Below are 15031 nucleotides of genomic sequence, written 5' to 3'. Positions count from 1 at the left end.
GCACTCCGGCGCTCCGGCGCTCCGCGCCTCCGGCCCAAGGATGACCTACACCCCCGCCCTGAAGGGCGGAGCACTGGCCAAGATCAGAGGTAGAGGGCCGCGGCGCCGGCGTCGCCCGGGTTCGCGGCGGCCCCGCCCGGCGCAGGAGCCCGTGCCTCCAGCTGGGCGCCGATGGCGTACTCGGCGGCGGAACAGGCGCGGGCCGGCAGCAGTTGCCACTGCATCTCGGCGGCGAGGGTGAGCCGGCTGTTGCGCCTCGCGGCCCCCTCCGCCGTACTGGAGCGGCTCTTCGCGCTCACCGGACTCGACACCGTGCTGCCCCTGTTCGCGTCCGTCGGCGAGGCCGTGGAAGCCTGAACGCCGGCCGCCTGCAAAGCGCCCGGTCTCGTGCGGAGGTCAGCCGCCTTCGGCGCCGACGGCAGCGACCACGACGGCCGGCTCACCCAGCGCCGTGACCAGCGCGCCTCGTTCGGATCACACGGCTTCCCCGCCGTACCCCGTCCCGCCTGCCAACGGCCCTGTGCCGGCGCTCATGTCAGCGGGAAAGGGCCGCCTGCACGATTTTGCCGCCGGGACAGGGCCGGACGGTGACGTCACGGGCCAGCGTGCGGACCATGGGCCAGCCGAAGCCGCCCCCGCGGCCGGTCAGATCGGGGCTGCGCCCCTCCGGCCGTGCGGGGCTGGGGTCCGCGACAAGGACCCGGATGCTGTCGTGATCCGCGGTCAGACGCAGCGCCGTGACGGCACCCGCGTGCCGGAGCGCGTTGGTGACCAGTTCGGACACCAGCAGGAGCAGGTTCTGGGTGGTGTCCGCAGCCGGCGCCGGATGGAGCAGATCGGCGAAGCTCCTGGCGAAATCACGGGCGTCCGCTGCCGTCTTCGGGCGGCAGACGCCCTGGGCCGGCTGGGACGAGAGGTCGTCAGTCGCAAGCGGTTGGTGCATAGGCTTTTTCACCCCGGTCGGTGGAACTCCTCGTTCGGCTGGTGTGCAGGAAGTGCCCTCAGATGTTCGAGACGCGTCTACCCAACAGAACCCAGGCGCAACAGGACACATGGTGTGCCCCTTGGCCGGCGCGGCCCGGACGTGCCGGGGCGGCGCCGGCCGCCGGTGTGCGGCAGAGGGTCGAACGGAGCGGCGGCACGGACGGCGGGGCCGCTCACCCGTCCCCGTGCGCCACCGCCGGGGCGTCCCGGCGAGGCCGGCGGACGGCGAGGGCAAGGGTGTCGTCGGAGTGCAGGATGACGGTGTGCATGTCCGCCGCGACGGCGCCGGGGATCTCGTCCACCGGCCGGCGGGCGTGGGCGCGGGCGCTCGTGACGAGCCGCGCCTCGCCTTCGATGGGGTCTCTGCGGCTCTCGGTCAGACCATCGGTGTAGAGCACCAGAAGGTCGCCCTCCTGCAGCGTGGCCTCCAACACGGACTCGCTGCCCGGAAGCGGAAACCCGATACCCCGGCCGCGGATCTCCAGATAGTCGGCCCTCCCGTCGGCGCGCAGCAGCAGGGCGGGCGGGTGGCTGCCGTTGGCCAGCCGGAGTGCGCCGGTCCCGGGGTCGATACGGGCCAGCAGGACCGTCGCCATGATGTCGGGGTCGAACGGGGCGAGGACTTCGTGGGTGCGGGCGACGATCGATTCGAGCGGATGGCCTTCGAGTGCCAGGGTGCGCACGGCATGCGTGACGTTGAGCGCGCTGCGGGTGCTGCGCACGCCGTGCCCCAGCGCGTCGACGACGGTGATGTGCACGGTGCCGTCGGGGAGGCGGAGCCAGTCGTAGAAGTCGCCCCCCGTGGGCGCATCGGTGTCGGCGGGCTCGTAGTGGACGGCGAATTCCAGGCCCTCGACGGTGATCGGCGAGGGACGCAGGGCGTCCTCCAGCTCACGCAGGATCTGGCCGTGGGCCCGCCGCAGCTGTTCGTCGCGCTCTTCCAGCTGCACGTAGAGGGCGAGAACGCCGCTGTTGGTCTCGGCGAGTTCGTTCTTGAGGCGGTGCAGTTCCGTGGTGAGGGTGTCCACCCGGGAGAGCGCGGCGCCGAGATCGCCTTCGAGCGCCGCGATCTCCGCTTCGTACACCTCGGCGGCCGCCGCCTCGGACGGACCGCCCTGGAGGGGCACCGCGGTGCGCGGGGCGGGGTGCGGCGCGGGGGGCCGGGGATCCGGCGGACCGTCGAGGGGCAGGTGCCAGGACACTCCGTCGGGCGTGGCCCGGCCCGGCAGCGGGAGATGGGCCGTGCTCAGCGGTGCCGGTGCCGGTCCGGCCCGCAGGGTGACAGCCAGCAGCGTGGTGCCGCCCGGGGCGGTCCGCTCGGCGGCCTCCAGGCGGACGGGGCCGCCGGCGCGCAGGGCGGCGCCGGCCGCCTGGGCCACGGAGAGCACCAGCCGCCCTCCGGTCCGGGAGGGCAGCCGGTGTGCTGCGCAGATCCGTCGTACGGCGCGGCGCAGGGCCGGCAGGTCGTGGAAGGTGTGGGGGGTCACGAAAGTCTCTGGCGGGGACGGGCGGCGAGCACGGTCGCGTCGTCGCGGGGCAGGCGGTGGCTGTGGGCGAGGGACAGGGCGAGCAGGGGCGGCGGCAGGCGGTGTACGAAGGGGGAGGGTGCCTGGGCCCAACGGTGGTCGATGCCGTCGGAGTGGAGCAGTACGGTGCCGGCGGCCGGTACGGGGAAGGTACGCACCCGCGGGGGTGTCATGTTCAGTCCGGCTATACCCGGCTGACCGCTCAGGCGGTGGCCCAGGTCGAGCGGGGTCAGCGTGACGACGCGTACGTTGCCGATACCGCAGTACTCCGCCTGGTCGGGGTGCAGGCGCAGCAGGCCGACGGCCGCCCCACGGGTGCGGCGCAGTGACCGGTGCACGGCGGTGAGGAGTTCGGGCAGCGGGCTGTCGGGCGCGCGGTGGAAGGAGCGCAGCGCCACTTGGGCCGCCTCGGCCGCGGGCGGCCCGTGGCCGAGGCCGTCCACGAGGATCGCGGTGCGCGTGGGGCCGTGCTCGACGAGGGCGCAGGCATCGCCGCTGGTCTGTTCGCGTTCTGCCGGTACGCAGATGACGCCCACCTCCTGGTCGGCCGACGCGGTCTCGTCGGGCGCGGTGAGGCGGGCACAGACCAGGGTTCCGGCCCCGGGCCGGGTGCGGATGGTGAGGGTGGTGGCTATCCGTTTCACGGCTCCCAGGCCGGCCCCGAGGGTGTTGTTGGTGGTGTAGCCGTCCGCGAGGCACTGCTGCAGCTCGTCGATGCCGGGCCCGTGGTCCGCCGCGAGGATCTCCATTCCGCCGCCGAGGGGCAGGGGCTGGATGAACAGCGCACCGTTGGTCGCATGGTTGGCCAGATTGCTGGCCAGCTCCGAGGCGATGACCGCGGCCCGGTCGGGCAGCGCTCCCGGCAGCCCGCACCTCCCGGCGACCGACCGCGCCGTCTCGGCGGCCAGATGGACGGCACTGTAGTGGTCCACGGCGATATGGGCCGTCGGCTGTGGATGGGGGTGGGGGTGGGGGTGGTTCAACGACTCGCCCATCGCGTGGCGATCACGGTCGTGCCCTGGCCCGGGGCCGAGTGGAGTGCGAAGTCGTTCATCAGCCGCCGGGCGCCGCCCAGTCCGTGGCCGAGCCCTGCGCCGGTGGTGAAGCCGTCGGTCAGGGCCGCGCCGACATCCGCGATGCCGGGCCCGTCGTCGGCGATCGTCAGCCGGAGCCCCGCGGCGCCGCGCGCGGTGAGGTACTCGATGGTCACGGTCCCCCCTCCGCCGTGGATATAGGCGTTGCGCGCCAGCTCACTGGCCGCGGTGACCACGCGCGTCTGGTCGACGATGCTGAAGCCGGCCTGCAGGGTGGCCGCCCGTACGGCGTGACGGACGGTCAGCAGGTCCTCTTCGGTCCGCACCTGGTACACGGACAGGGTGCCCTCGGCATCATCGGTGTCCCGGGCGGCCGCGACGAGGCGCACGGCATGGGCGCTACTCCGTGCGGAACTCACGCAGGCCCCCTCCGGAAGGCTGCAGGCTCTGATGCCAGCCCAGCGCGGCCATGCCTTGCTCGGCGTTGAGCGCCGTTTCCACCCCGGTCAGCTGCAGGCCCAGCTCGACCAGGGTGATGGCGACCGGCGGCCGCATCCCGGCAACGATCACCCGGGCACCCAGCAGCCGCGCCATGGTGGTCAGCTCCATCAAAGTACGGGCCACGAAGGAGTCAACGATTTCCAGCCGGGAGATGTCGATGAGCACACCGCGTGCCCGGTCGCTCGTGATGCGTGCGGTGAGCTCCTCGGTGAAGGCCACGGCCGTTTTGTCGTCGAGTTCGTTGAGGAGCCCGGTGACCAGGACGTCGCCCAGCCGCAGAATCGGCACGCCGGCCGAGGCGGGGACGTTCACCGCTGCGCCAGGGGAGCGGACTTCGACGGCGCCGCGTCGGTGAGTTTCACGGCCTCTCCCAGGGCGTCGGCAAGGGTGGCCCGGGTCATGATGGTCGACAGATCGATGCCGAGCTGGGCGATGGTCTGGGCGATCGGCGGCCGGATACCGCTGATGATGCAGTCCGCGCCCATGAGGCGTACCGCATTGACCGTGTGCATCAGATGCTGGGCGACGGCGGTGTCGACGGTGGGTACGCCGGTGATGTCGATGATGGCGACCAGCGCCTCGTGCTCCTGGATCGCCTGGAGCACGTTCTCCATCACCACCTGGGTGCGTGCGGTGTCGAGGGTGCCGATCAGCGGGACGGCCAGCACCTGGCGCCACAGCCTGACGACCGGGGTGGACACCTCCAGCAGCTGCTGGCTCTGCCGGCGGATGATCTCTTCCCGGCCCTCCACGAAGATTTCGAAGGAGAGCGCGCCGGCGCTGTCCAGGAGGCGGTTGATCAGCACCGCGCTGTGGAAGAGGTCCTCCCCGTCATGGCTCTGCCGCACGATCGCCTTGAGCAGGGCTTCTTTGAGCGACAGCACCGCCAGCGACGTCGCGGTCGGCGAGACTCCCCGGCGGGCACGGCGCAGGGAGAATTCGGAAACCGCCCGGTGTATGTCCTCGTCGGAGGTGACCACGCGTTCCACCGGCAAGCCGCGCTCCAGACCGGCGAGCAGGGCGCTCACCAGGGCGTCGGCTTCCTCGCCGAGTTCGGCCTCGCTCACTTCCCCGTTCATGGTCGGCTGCGCCAGCTGCAACCGCACCCAGCGGTCCGAGATGTCATCGGCCTCTTCGCGCAGCACGTTCGTGACGCGCTCGCGTGCGGCAACCTCAGCGGGTTCCAACTCATCGTCCTTTCGGTCCGGCCGGCCCGGGTGGCTGCCTCGGGCCGGTTCGCCCTGCGGTTGTGGCCGGGCCGGCCCGCACACCGTTAACAGTTGTCGCCCGGCAAATGTTAGCGAGCACGATCAAGGGCCGGAACCCGTGGGCCCGCGCTTCACCCCCCGGCGGTGGTGCACAGCCCGGCATCCGAATCCTTGCGTTCCGTCCGCCCCGTTGTACCGGTCGCCGCGTACGCAGGCACAACCACCCGGCCCCCCTCCCCTCGTCGGCCGCGCCTGTGGCGGAGCGGCCGGCAATGGCCGGTGTTCACCACTGACCGTCGCCGAACCAGTCAAGACATAGCACCAAGGCGTCATCCAGGGACTCCGCGTCACGGTATCCGGCCATGTCACGCAGCAGTGCACGCGGCACCATCGCGGCCGGCAGCAGACTCGTGGCGTGGATCGCCCGTGCGAGCGCCCGCTCGGCATATCTCACGCCCGGTGGCGAGAGCGTCTCCTACACCCCGTCGCTACGAACACCAGCCGGTCTCCCGGGGCGAGCGTGAACTCCTGTGGTGCGTAAGGGGACTCCTCGAACATGCCCAGGGGCAGCTGGGCATCGAGATCGATGCGCTCGACCGCCTTCCCCCGCATCCGCCACATCTGCGGCGACCCGGCGTCGATGGCCTCCACCCGCCCCGTCGCGAGCGTGATGCGCAGGAGCAGCGTCGAGAGGTAGGACACGCCCCGGTAGTGGTCATGGACGGCCTGGTCGGCCAGTGCCGGGCGGCCGGCCCGGCGGGCCCGCTGGTAGATGTCCGTGTCGCGCTCGGCGACGAGGATCTCGCGTCCGAGCAGGTCCGCCACGTGCCTCAGCTCGTCGAGGACGTCCGGCGTGGCGCGCTCGCCGCGGCACGCAGCGCTGCTTCCACTTCGAGGCGTGGGGTCATGGTTTCGCGGACACCGTTCGTCCAGGGCCAAGGGCAGGGTCGGTCTGACAAGGGGACGCACAGGGTGACACAGTGCTCGTGTGTCCCGTTTCACCGGTCGGCCCCATCCCCACGAGCGCGCGAGCGCGGCGGCCCTCGCCACTTCCGAGTTGCTCGAGGTGCTGTGGGGACGCGGGCAGGAGGCGGCACGCTCGGCGGAGGTCTCGCTGTCCCAACTGCGCGCGCTGCTGGTGATCGAGAAACGTGAAGGCACCAATCTGCGCACCCTCGCCGAAGCCCTCGGCTCGCGTCCGCCGGCGGTCAGCAGGCTCTGCGACCGCCTGGAAGCCATGGGCCTCGCGGAACGCGGCCCCAGCGCGACGAGCCGACGGGAGGTCGAACTGCGGCTCAGCCTGCGCGGCCGGTTGCTGCTGGAGCAGTACCGGGTGGCCCGCAGCCGGGAGGTCACGGCCACCCTCGACCGTATGGAACCCGCCGATGTCGCACAGCTCGCGGCGGGCCTCGAAGCCTTCCACGCGGCGTCCGCCCGGCTCGCCGCGGACCAGCAGGACGCGGCCTCCGGGGACGGCGGTGTCGCGGACAGCGCCTAGCGTCACACCGGCCCCGCTTCTCCTTGGGCGCCGCACCACCGGATGACGGGCCGCGTGGAGCGGACCGTAGCCGTGGTGCGTCCCGCGGCCTGCTGTTGACGAGGGACGGGCCGTGGCCGCCGCAAGATCCGTCAACCGCATGCCTCCAGTATCCCGCCCTGGGAGGGCAGCGGTGCACGAGCCGGTGCCGCCGGGGGATTTCCGCCCTACGGTCAGCCCATGGCCGAAAACGAAAGACCCCCTTCGACCCCTCTGGCGCGTGCCGAGCAATTCGTCTGGCTGACCGCGCGGGTGCTCGAGCAGCGGCTTTTCGAGTACCACTTCCTGGGCGGCGGGGCCGACCCGGTCGAAACCGCGCTCGCCGCGTACCGCAATGACGACGACGGCTTCGGCCACGCCCTGGAGCCCGATCTCCGCGGCCCGGTCAGCCAGCCGCTGCACACCGCCCACGCCCTGAAGGTCCTCGATCTGATCGGGCGCTGTGACGGCCGCCAGGTGGAGCGGATCTGCCGCTATCTGACGAAGGTCTCCACCCCGGAGGGTGCGCTGCCCGCGCTGCACCCCTCGCAGCGCGGCTATCCGGCCGCGCCCTGGATCCCGTTGGTCGACGATCCGCCGAGCGCGCTGCTGGCCACCGGTCCGGTGGTGGGGGTGCTGCACCGCAACGAGGTCTGGCACGCCTGGCTGTTCCGGGCCACGGACTACTGCTGGGCGGCCGTGGAGTCGCTGACCGGGACCCATCCGTACGAGGTCGAGGCGGCGGTGGCCTTCCTGGACGGCGCCCCGGACCGGCCGCGGGCCGCCGCCGCGGCACGGCGGCTCGGCCGGCTCGTCCGGGAACAGCGGCTGGTGCTGCTGGACCCGGAGCGGGCCGCGGATGTCCCGGTGCCGCAGGGTTACGCCCCCGGGGAGCACCACCTGGCGTACGACTACGCCCCCACGCCCGGCTCACTGGCCCGCGACTGGTTCACCGACGAGGAGATGGACCGGGCGCTGGACCGTCTCGCCGCGCTCCAGGAGGAGGACGGCGGCTGGCCGGTCAACTGGCGGGTGTGGGCGCCCGGGACGGCGCTGGAGAGCCGCCCGATGGTGACGCTCAAGGCGCTGGGGACCCTCCGGGCGTACGGGCGCCGCCTCACCTGAGCCTCACCCTCCCAGGGCCCGTACCCCTGCGGTGACGACCACGGCGACGGCGACGACCAGCAGGAACGGCGCCCGCAGCACGAGCGCGACGGCCGCGGCGGCCACCCCCGCGGCCTTGGCGTCGAGCATCAGGTGGTGGCCGTCGCTGAAGGTCTGCTGGGCGGTGAGCGCGGCCAGCAGGGCGACCGGCAGCAGTGCGGCCAGCCGCTTGACGAGCGGGCGCTCCAGTACGCCGGCGGGCGCCGACAGCCCCAGGTACTTGACCAGGTAGCAGCCGACGGCGGTGACGGCGATCGCGATCCAGACGGTCATGCCCGGTCCTCCTGCAGGGCGTTGCGGAGCTCCGCGGCCCCGTCACGGGGCGCGGGCGGCACGGCGGTGGCGGCCCCCTGGGTACCGGGCCGCGGTGTCCGCGCCGCCCCCGTTGCCCGCTCCCGCCGCCCCTGTACGAGGAGGACGGCGGGCGCGGCGAGCGCCGAGACCAGCACCGGCACGCCGGTGGGCAGCAGTGGCAGGGTGATCATGACCAGCACCACGGCAAGGCCGGCCGCGGCCCGCTCGGCGGTGTCCTGGAGCATCGGCGCGAGCAGCGCCAGGAAGACCGCGGGGCCGGCCGCGTCCAGTCCCCAGGCGGCGGTGTCACCGAGCGCCCCGGCACCCAGGGCGCCGGCCAGGGTGGTGAGGTTCCACAGGGTGTAGAGGGTCAGCCCGGTGACGGTGAAGCCCAGCCGGGCGCTGCGGCGGTCGGGCTGGGCCAGGGCGACGGCGGAGGTCTCGTCGATGACCCAGTGGGCGGCGAAGGGCCGCACCCGTGCCCGGTAGCCGAGGACGGCGGACAGCCGCAGCCCGTAGAAGGCGTTGCGGGCGCCGAGGAAGAACGCGCCGGCCGCGGCGGTGAGCGGGTTGCCGCCCGCCGCCAGCGCGCCGACCAGGGCGAACTGCGAGGCTCCGGTGAACACCAGCAGGCTGAGCGCACAGGTCTGCAGGAGGCCGAGCCCGGCGCCGGCCGATGTCACACCGAAGGCGAAGCCGGACAGACCGACGGCGATGCCGACGCCGAGCGCGTCCCTGATGACGGCGGAGCCGGGTTTCGCGGGCTGGGCCGGCAGCGGCGGCGCGGCGGTCCGCTCCGTGGTGGGTATCTCTGTTTGTTGTGCCACACCCGGACATTAGGCGCCCGCGGCCCCGGCGGTCTTGTACGTTCTTGCGCCCGCGTTCCCCGTACGGGGCGACAGGTCCCGGGCCGGGCGTTCCCTGCGGTACGCGCCGGGTGGCACACCGACGATGCGGGTGAAGTGCCGGTTCAGATGCGGCTGGTCGGTGAAGCCGACGGCCACGGCCGCCTCGGCGGGCGCGCTGCCCGCCTCCAGGAGCCTGCGGGCCCGGCGCACCCGGGCGTCGGTGAGCCAGGTGTGCGGCGGCATGCCGTATGCGCCCCGGAAGGCCCGCAGCAGCGCGAACGGGCTGGTCCCGAGTTCCTGCGCCAGCGTCTCCAGGGAGGGCGGGTCGGCCATCCGCTCCTCCAGGACGGTCCGGGCGCGGGCGGCGGTCCGGGCGCCCGCGCCGCGGGGCGTACGCGCCGGGAGCGGGCCTCCGTAGCGGCGCAGCAGCCGGGCGACAGCGATCCGCAGCAGGCTGTCGGCGGCGAGGGCGTTGCCGGCCTCGGCGGCCCGGTGGATCTCGGTGATCATGTGACTGAGGTGCGGGTCCTCGGCAACCGTCTCGTCGAACCCCGCGGTGCCGCGCAGCGCCGTGGTCTCCCCCGCTATCCCGGCGACGACCTCGGGCGAGGGGTAGAGCGTGGCGTAGGCCCAGCCCTCGGGCACGCCCGCCCGCGCGGTGTGCGCAACCTCCGGGTTGATCATGATGATGCCGCCGTGACCGGCCCGGACGGTGCCCTGCCGGAGTCCGACCTCCTCCACACCCGAGGTGACCGCACAGACGACATAGCCGTCGTGCGCATGACGGGGGAAGGAGTGCCGGACGTAACGGGCGCGCAGCAGGTCGAGGCCGGGCAGCCCGGCGTAGCGCCAGTGGCGTGCCCACTCACCGGGCGCCCGCGGCGTGGCGCCCGCACCGGGCACGCCGCCCGCCGCGCGCTGTCCGCCGACCGTGACCATGCCCCCATTCTGCGTCCGCCGGACGGCCGCCGGCCTGCGCGTCCGCAGCATGGACGGGCAGGCCGGCGGCGGGCGGCGCAGCGCGCGGTGACCGCGTTGTCAGTGGTCCGGTGCACGATGGAGGACATGGCCGAGGCAGTGCTCGATTCGTTCTCCCCCGCGACCCGCGGTTGGTTCGCCGGGGCGTTCAGTGCGCCCACCGCCGCGCAGGAGGGGGCCTGGCGGGCGATCGGCGCGGGCTCCGACGTCCTGGTGGTGGCGCCGACGGGCTCCGGCAAGACCCTCGCCGCGTTCCTCGCGTCCCTGGACGCGCTGGCGAGCGCTCCCCCGCCCGCCGAGCCGAAGAAGCGCTGCCGGGTGGTGTACGTCTCACCGATGAAGGCACTGGCCGTCGATGTGGAGCGCAATCTGCGCAGTCCGCTGACGGGCATCCGCCAGGAGTCGGTCCGCCTCGGGCTGCCGGAGCCGGACATCACGGTCGCCATCCGTTCCGGGGACACCCCGCCCGCCGAGCGCCGCTCGATCGCCAACCACCCCCCGGACATCCTCATCACGACCCCCGAGTCGCTGTTCCTGATGCTGACGTCCTCGGCCCGCCAGGCGCTGGCGGGCGTCGAGACCGTGATCGTCGACGAGGTCCATGCGGTGGCCGGGACGAAGCGCGGTGCGCATCTGGCGCTGTCCCTGGAGCGGCTGGACGAGCTGCTGGACCGCCCGGCCCGCCGGATCGGGCTGTCGGCGACGGTGCGCCCGGTGGAGGAGGTGGCCCGCTATCTGTCGCCGCGGCGCCGGGTGGAGACCGTCCAGCCGCCGTCCGGGAAGCGCTTCGACCTCTCGGTGGTCGTCCCGGTGGAGGACATGGGCGAGCTGGGCGGCTCGCCGGTCCAGGAGGGCGGGACCGGCGAGAAGCCGTCCATCTGGCCGCAGGTCGAGGAGAGGATCGCCGATCTCGTCCAGGCCCATCGCTCCACGATCGTCTTCGCCAACTCCCGCCGCCTGGCGGAGCGGCTGTGCAACCGTCTCAACGAGATCGCCTACGAACGCTCGGCGGGCGCGGTGCCCGACGAGGACGGCTCCGCCACGGCGCTGGCCGAACACCACTCCCCCGCGGAGCTGATGGGCGGGTCCGGTGCCGCCAAGGGCGCTCCGGCGCTGCTGGCCCGTGCGCACCACGGCTCCGTGTCGAAGGAGCAGCGCGCCCAGGTCGAGGAGGACCTGAAGGCGGGCCGGCTGCCGGCCGTGGTCGCCACCTCCAGTCTGGAGCTGGGCATCGACATGGGCGCGGTCGATCTGGTCATCCAGGTGGAGTCGCCGCCGTCGGTCGCCTCCGGGCTGCAGCGGGTCGGCCGGGCCGGGCACCAGGTCGGCGCGGTCTCGACGGGCGTCGTCTTCCCCAAGTACCGCGGCGATCTGGTGCAGGCGGCGGTGGTCACCGAGCGGATGCGCTCGGGCGCCATCGAGGCGCTGCGGGTGCCGGCCAATCCGCTGGACGTCCTCGCCCAGCAGCTCGTCGCCATGACCGCGATGGACACCTGGGACGTCGGGGAGCTGCTGGCCGTGGTCCGGCGGGCGGCCCCGTTCGCCGGCCTTCCCGAGTCGGCGTTCACGGCCGTGCTGGACATGCTCGCCGGCCGCTATCCCTCCGATGTCTTCGCCGAGCTGCGCCCGCGTCTGGTGTGGGACCGCGTGGCGCAGACCGTCACGGGCCGCCCCGGCGCCCAGCGGCTGGCCGTCACCTCCGGCGGCACGATCCCCGACCGCGGCCTGTTCGGGGTGTTCCTGGCGGGCGGCGACTCGGGCACGGGTGGTGGGGGGCGACCATCAGACACTGCGGCGCGAAGCGGCTCCACTCGGGGTGGTGGTGGGCGACGGGTGGGCGAGCTCGACGAAGAGATGGTCTACGAGTCCCGCGTCGGCGATGTCTTCACGCTCGGCACGACGTCCTGGCGCATCGAGGACATCACCCGCGACCGGGTGCTGGTCACCCCTGCCCCCGGAGTGCCGGGGCGGCTGCCGTTCTGGAAGGGCGACCAGCTGGGCCGCCCCCTCGAACTGGGCCGTGCGCTGGGCGCGTTCCTCCGTGAGCTCGGTGCGCTCGGTCCCCAAGACGCGCGGGCCCGGCTGTCCGCCGCCGGGCTGGACGACTGGGCGGCGTCCAATGTGCTGGGCTATCTCGCCGAGCAGAAGCAGGCCTGCGGCCATGTCCCCGACGACCGCACGATCGTCGTGGAGCGGTTCCGTGACGAGCTCGGCGACTGGCGGGTGGTCATCCACTCCCCCTTCGGCGCGCAGGTCCACGCCCCGTGGGCGCTGGCCCTCGGCGCCCGTCTCTCCGAGCGCTACGGCATGGACGCCCAGGTGATGCATGCCGACGACGGCATCGTGCTGCGGCTGCCCGACGCCGATCTGATGGGCCTCGATCTCCTGGACGGCGACGGCGGTTTCGACCCGGCCGCCGATCCGGGCCCCGGTGCCCGCGGCGCGGAGTACGACCCCGAGCAGTCCCCCGTGGGGGCGGCCGATGTCGCCTTCGAGCACGGTGAGGTCGACCGGATCGTCACCGATCAGGTCGGCGGCTCCGCGCTGTTCGCCTCCCGGTTCCGGGAGTGCGCCGCCCGTGCCCTGCTGCTGCCCCGGCGCAGCCCCGGCAAGCGCACCCCGCTGTGGCAGCAGCGGCAGCGCGCCGCCCAGCTCCTCCAGGTGGCGAGCGAGTTCGGGTCCTTCCCGATCGTGCTGGAGGCCGTCCGCGAATGCCTCCAGGACGTCTTCGACGTACCGGGTCTGACGGAGCTGATGGGGGACATCGAGGCCCGCCGGGTCCGCCTGGTGGAGGTCACGACCCCCGAGCCGTCCCCGTTCGCCCGCTCGCTGCTGTTCGGCTATGTCGCCCAGTTCCTGTACGAGGGCGACTCCCCGCTCGCCGAGCGCCGCGCCGCCGCCCTCTCCCTGGATTCCCGGCTGCTGGCCGAGCTGCTGGGCCAGGCCGAGCTGCGCGAGCTGCTGGACGCCGAGGTGCTGGCCGAGCTGGAGCGTGAGCTGCAGTGGCGGACGGAGGACCGGCGGGTCAAGGACGTGGAGGGCGTCGCCGACGTCCTGCGGCTGCTGGGGCCGCTGACCGCCGCCGAGCTGGCCGAGCGCGGCGCGGATCCGGCCTGGCCCGGGGAACTGGCCGCCGCCCGCCGCGCCATCCCGGTGCGGATCGCGGGCACGGATCACTGGGCCGCCGTCGAGGACGCCGGCCGGCTCCGCGACGCCCTGGGCACGCCACTGCCGGTGGGCGTCCCGGAGTCGTTCACCGAACCGGTCAAGGACCCGCTGGGCGATCTGCTGTCCCGCTACGCCCGCACGCACGGTCCGTTCACCTCCGAGCAGGCGGCCGCCCGCTTCGGCCTCGGCACGGCCGTCACCGACGGCGCACTGCATCTCCTCGCCGCCGCCGGCCGGGTCGTCCAGGGGGAGTTCCACCCCGCGGGCATCGGCCAGGAGTGGTGCGACGCCCAGGTGCTGCGCAGGCTGCGCCGCCGCTCGCTGGCCGCGCTGCGCGAGGAGCTGGAGCCGGTGCCGCCCGCCGCGCTCGCCGCCTTCCTCCCCCAGTGGCAGCACCTCGGCGCCCCGCGCCCGGCTCCGGCGAGCGGAGTGCCCGCACCGCTCGGCGGCGCGTCGCACGGCCTGCGCGGTATCGACGGTCTGGTGCGCGCCATCGAGCAGCTCCAGGGCGCCCCCGTCCCCGCCTCCGCACTGGAGAAGCTGGTGCTGCCCTCCCGCGTCGGCGGCTACACCCCCGCGCTGCTGGACGAACTCACCACCACCGGCGAGGTGTTGTGGGCCGGCGCCGGTGCGCTCCCCGGCAAGGACGGCTGGGTCATGCTCCATCTCGCCGACGCCGCCCCGCTGCTGCTCCCGCAGCCGCTGCCGCTCGAACTGACCGCGCTGCACGAGTCGTTGCTGACCGCCCTCGCCCCGGGGTACGGCTTGTTCTTCCGCCAGCTCGCCGACCAGGTCCGCGCCACCACCCACCCCGATGCCACCGACCCCCAGCTCGCCGACGCCCTGTGGGACCTGGCCTGGTCGGGCCGGCTGACCAATGACACCCTGGCCCCGCTGCGCGCCCTCCTCGGCTCGGGCCGTACGGCCGGCTCGACCGCCCATCGCGCCCGCCGGGCCGTCCCCCGGGGCAGATACGGCTCCCTGACCGCGGCCACGGGCCGCAGTGGCCGCCCCACCGCCTCCCGCTCCGGCCCGCCGACCGTGGGCGGCCGCTGGTCACTGCTGCCCGCCCCCGAGCCGGACCCCACCCACCGCGCCCACGCCCTGGCCCGTACGCTCCTGGACCGGCACGGCATCGTCACCCGCGGCGCGGTCGCCGCCGAGGGCGTCGAGGGCGGCTTCTCCGCCGCGTACCGCGTCCTGGCCGCCTTCGAGGAGTCCGGCCAGGCCCGCCGCGGCTATGTGGTGGAGGGCCTGGGCGCCGCCCAGTTCGCGATGGACGGCGCGGTGGACCGGCTGCGCGCGGTCAGCACCCAGCGGGAGCGCACCGCCGATGACGCCCTGCCGGACGACGGCCCGGCGGGGCCCCGGCGCGGCGGTCCGCAGCGCGCCGTCGTCCTGGCCGCCGCCGACCCGGCGAATGCCTACGGCGCCGCCCTGTCCTGGCCCGAACCGCCCGAGGGTTCGACGCACAAACCCGGCCGCAAGGCGGGCTCCCTCGTCGTCCTCGTCGACGGCGAGCTGACGCTCTACCTGGAACGCGGCGGCAAGACCCTGCTCATCTGGCCGTGCGGACACGAACCGGCCCCGGCCGCCACGGACACCCGCCTCCGGCTCGCCGTCGAGGCGCTCACGGATGCCGCCCGCGCCGGCGCCCTCGGCACCCTCACCACCGAACGCATCAACGGCACCTCGGCGCTCACCTCCCCCTACGCCACCGCCCTGGAGTCCGCGGGCTTCCACCCGACCCCAAGGGGGCTGCGGCTGCGGGGATGACAGCAGGCGGCGGCCGAGCCGCCCGCGCCGCGGG

At 73.9% G+C, this 15031-nt stretch carries 13 protein-coding genes and 1 pseudogene; 3 read left to right on the top strand and 11 right to left on the bottom strand.

The genetic code is table 11. From position 1 onward, the window contains the following. Window positions 1-83: 83 nt before the first annotated feature. The 8 genes and pseudogenes from ACWGJY_RS32805 to ACWGJY_RS32770 all read right to left on the bottom strand — a co-directional run. Window positions 84-224, bottom strand: a complete 141-nt coding sequence (locus tag ACWGJY_RS32805; protein ID WP_453264517.1) for a hypothetical protein — start codon at window positions 222-224, stop codon at window positions 84-86. Between the two features lie 311 nt (window positions 225-535). Continuing rightward, entirely contained in the window at window positions 536-943 is a 408-nt protein-coding gene (locus tag ACWGJY_RS32800) for an ATP-binding protein (protein WP_453264515.1), read from the bottom strand. Between the two features lie 214 nt (window positions 944-1157). Continuing rightward, window positions 1158-2471 (bottom strand): PP2C family protein-serine/threonine phosphatase, encoded by a 1314-nt coding sequence (locus tag ACWGJY_RS32795; protein ID WP_453264514.1) that lies wholly within the window; start codon window positions 2469-2471, stop codon window positions 1158-1160. Beyond that, on the bottom strand, window positions 2468-3505 hold the full coding sequence (locus ACWGJY_RS32790; RefSeq protein ID WP_453264513.1) for a SpoIIE family protein phosphatase: 1038 nt from the start codon (window positions 3503-3505) through the stop codon (window positions 2468-2470). Before ACWGJY_RS32790 ends, ACWGJY_RS32795 begins: the two co-directional genes overlap by 4 nt. Further along, on the bottom strand, window positions 3490-3933 hold the full coding sequence (locus ACWGJY_RS32785) for an anti-sigma regulatory factor (protein WP_453264516.1): 444 nt from the start codon (window positions 3931-3933) through the stop codon (window positions 3490-3492). Before ACWGJY_RS32785 ends, ACWGJY_RS32790 begins: the two co-directional genes overlap by 16 nt. Before the next feature lie 10 nt (window positions 3934-3943). After that, entirely contained in the window at window positions 3944-4357 is a 414-nt protein-coding gene (locus tag ACWGJY_RS32780; protein WP_453264512.1) for an STAS domain-containing protein, read from the bottom strand. Further along, window positions 4354-5232 (bottom strand): STAS domain-containing protein, encoded by an 879-nt coding sequence (locus tag ACWGJY_RS32775; protein WP_453264511.1) that lies wholly within the window; start codon window positions 5230-5232, stop codon window positions 4354-4356. Before ACWGJY_RS32775 ends, ACWGJY_RS32780 begins: the two co-directional genes overlap by 4 nt. Window positions 5233-5536: 304 nt before the next feature. Continuing rightward, a pseudogene (locus ACWGJY_RS32770) lies at window positions 5537-6114 on the bottom strand (PP2C family protein-serine/threonine phosphatase); the annotation flags it as partial. Between the two features lie 127 nt (window positions 6115-6241). On the opposite strand from ACWGJY_RS32770, the gene ACWGJY_RS32765 reads away from it, so the two are divergent. Together ACWGJY_RS32765 and ACWGJY_RS32760 are read left to right on the top strand one after the other, a co-directional pair. Beyond that, complete coding sequence (locus ACWGJY_RS32765; protein WP_453264510.1) at window positions 6242-6751, top strand: MarR family winged helix-turn-helix transcriptional regulator; 510 nt, start codon at window positions 6242-6244, stop codon at window positions 6749-6751. A 219-nt stretch (window positions 6752-6970) separates the two neighbouring features. After that, window positions 6971-7894 (top strand): hypothetical protein, encoded by a 924-nt coding sequence (locus tag ACWGJY_RS32760; protein ID WP_453264509.1) that lies wholly within the window; start codon window positions 6971-6973, stop codon window positions 7892-7894. A 3-nt stretch (window positions 7895-7897) separates the two neighbouring features. Here ACWGJY_RS32760 and ACWGJY_RS32755 read toward each other — a convergent pair whose 3' ends face one another. From ACWGJY_RS32755 to ACWGJY_RS32745, 3 genes are read right to left on the bottom strand one after another with little or no spacing between them, the layout of a single operon-like run. Beyond that, window positions 7898-8206 (bottom strand): AzlD domain-containing protein, encoded by a 309-nt coding sequence (locus ACWGJY_RS32755; RefSeq protein WP_453264508.1) that lies wholly within the window; start codon window positions 8204-8206, stop codon window positions 7898-7900. Beyond that, window positions 8203-9054 (bottom strand): AzlC family ABC transporter permease, encoded by an 852-nt coding sequence (locus ACWGJY_RS32750; RefSeq protein ID WP_453264507.1) that lies wholly within the window; start codon window positions 9052-9054, stop codon window positions 8203-8205. The genes ACWGJY_RS32755 and ACWGJY_RS32750 overlap by 4 nt, the downstream gene beginning before the upstream one ends. A 9-nt stretch (window positions 9055-9063) precedes the next feature. Then, on the bottom strand, window positions 9064-10014 hold the full coding sequence (locus ACWGJY_RS32745; RefSeq protein WP_453264506.1) for an AraC family transcriptional regulator: 951 nt from the start codon (window positions 10012-10014) through the stop codon (window positions 9064-9066). Window positions 10015-10140: 126 nt separating this feature from the next. Here ACWGJY_RS32745 and ACWGJY_RS32740 point away from each other — a divergent pair, with 126 nt between their 5' ends. After that, on the top strand, window positions 10141-14997 hold the full coding sequence (locus ACWGJY_RS32740; RefSeq protein ID WP_453264505.1) for an Lhr family helicase: 4857 nt from the start codon (window positions 10141-10143) through the stop codon (window positions 14995-14997). Window positions 14998-15031 lie beyond the last annotated feature (34 nt).

The sequence above is a fragment of the Streptomyces sp. NPDC054765 genome, from assembly GCF_053612065.1.
This window is presented reverse-complemented; position numbering and strand designations above follow the sequence as displayed.

Coding starts and splice junctions, on each gene's coding strand:
- ACWGJY_RS32805 (WP_453264517.1), bottom strand. CDS start 224: ATGCAGTGGCAACTGCTGCCGGCCCGCGCCTGTTCCGCCGCCGAGTAC.
- ACWGJY_RS32800 (WP_453264515.1), bottom strand. CDS start 943: ATGCACCAACCGCTTGCGACTGACGACCTCTCGTCCCAGCCGGCCCAG.
- ACWGJY_RS32790 (WP_453264513.1), bottom strand. CDS start 3,505: ATGGGCGAGTCGTTGAACCACCCCCACCCCCACCCCCATCCACAGCCG.
- ACWGJY_RS32760 (WP_453264509.1), top strand. CDS start 6,971: ATGGCCGAAAACGAAAGACCCCCTTCGACCCCTCTGGCGCGTGCCGAG.
- ACWGJY_RS32755 (WP_453264508.1), bottom strand. CDS start 8,206: ATGACCGTCTGGATCGCGATCGCCGTCACCGCCGTCGGCTGCTACCTG.
- ACWGJY_RS32745 (WP_453264506.1), bottom strand. CDS start 10,014: ATGGTCACGGTCGGCGGACAGCGCGCGGCGGGCGGCGTGCCCGGTGCG.
- ACWGJY_RS32740 (WP_453264505.1), top strand. CDS start 10,141: ATGGCCGAGGCAGTGCTCGATTCGTTCTCCCCCGCGACCCGCGGTTGG.